We start from the raw sequence: 1,274 nt of genomic DNA on the forward strand, positions 1-1,274 counted from the left end.
GAAGTTCATTTTGCTGAAACGTTTATAAACGTAAACAGCTGGGGAAATACATCTACTCCTGATGCCACCAATCCATTATTTTCAAATCCTCCGGGGCGAGGTGTATGGGCAACAAGTGTTCAACGCTGGCATTCTTTACCGGAATGTGAAAGAGGTTCTTGAGTCATGATGGGAGGAAGGCAATTACTGGCTATTTGTTTTCTTCCTTTTTTCGGGTTTACCGGTTTGCTCCTCTGAATGTTCTTCTGCTGTTAAGTAACCTTGATCTGAGGGTTGCCTGCCTTTATCAGCAGTAACGTATGCCTCATCTGCCCACCTTCTTTTAAGTGATACAGAGCCATGGCGTTGTGACGAGATGTCTACCCTGGCCTTTATTTGATCAATACATCGTTTCATTGAATTCCGGTTCCAAAGCATGTTAATCGGGATTTCAATGACCTCAAATCCTGCTTTTTGCAACAGTGCGATTTTAAGCAGAGTCGAACCCTTCCTTGTGTTGAAATCACCACCCACATAATGAGAGGGTCCCTGAATTTCAATTACCATGTTGTGATCTGGCAGTAGCAGGTCAACTGGAGATAATGAATTCAGACTCTTTTCTTCTTCAATCCTCAAAGATGGAATGCATGACTGGAGTTGATTGCGAAAGTCGGATTGACGTTTTGAAACGATCGCATGGTAATGGGTGACGAACGGACATGGTCTCCCAAGCCAACTTGCGGCCATCGCAATGGTGTGTTGATCCTCTTCATTGTCCGGGGATGTGTTTTCCAGACGAATAAACAGGTCATGCATGTGCTTTTCCAGCACGTTACCTTTACTGGTATTTGGAACCAGAGATAACCTGGCACAGCATACCATTACTCCCCAAAGGGACATCAATATCGCTTGCTGAGAGAACTGAGGGTTGCCACTGATTTGGTCGACAAGCGTTTTGAACGTGGAGGTTAACACGTCCAGCTCAATGAGTTCGCCCAGTTTCGCCATGGCCCACAGCAGGTTGGCGATATCCTGGGCATTACATTGGTTTTTTTGTGCCTTCACGTGAGGCAACAGCGCCGTCACGGCCACATTGAACTCTGGTGTCTGCTCCTGCCCATGGTCCACCAGTTTCGCCATGGCCCACAGCAGGTTGGCGATCTCCTGTGGTGTTAAGTCAGCTTTCTGTGCGTTCACGCGAGGCAACAGTTCGGCCACGGCCTCGCTGAGCTCTGGTGTCCGCTGCTGCCCGTTGTCCATCAGTTTCGCCATGGCCCAGAGCAGGTTGGCGACAC

1 protein-coding gene is annotated in these 1,274 nt (G+C 48.2%); it reads right to left on the reverse strand.

All coding sequences use genetic code 11. The annotated features are described in order from the left end of the window. Positions 1 to 183 precede the first annotated feature (183 nt). A partial coding sequence (locus tag ACO6V1_RS24015) for an RAP domain-containing protein (protein ID WP_422469130.1) occupies positions 184 to 1,274 on the reverse strand: 1,091 nt, incomplete at its 5' end.

It is taken from the genome of Endozoicomonas sp. ALC013 (genome assembly GCF_049310205.1).
In the GTDB taxonomy this organism is placed as follows: Bacteria; Pseudomonadota; Gammaproteobacteria; order Pseudomonadales; family Endozoicomonadaceae; genus Endozoicomonas.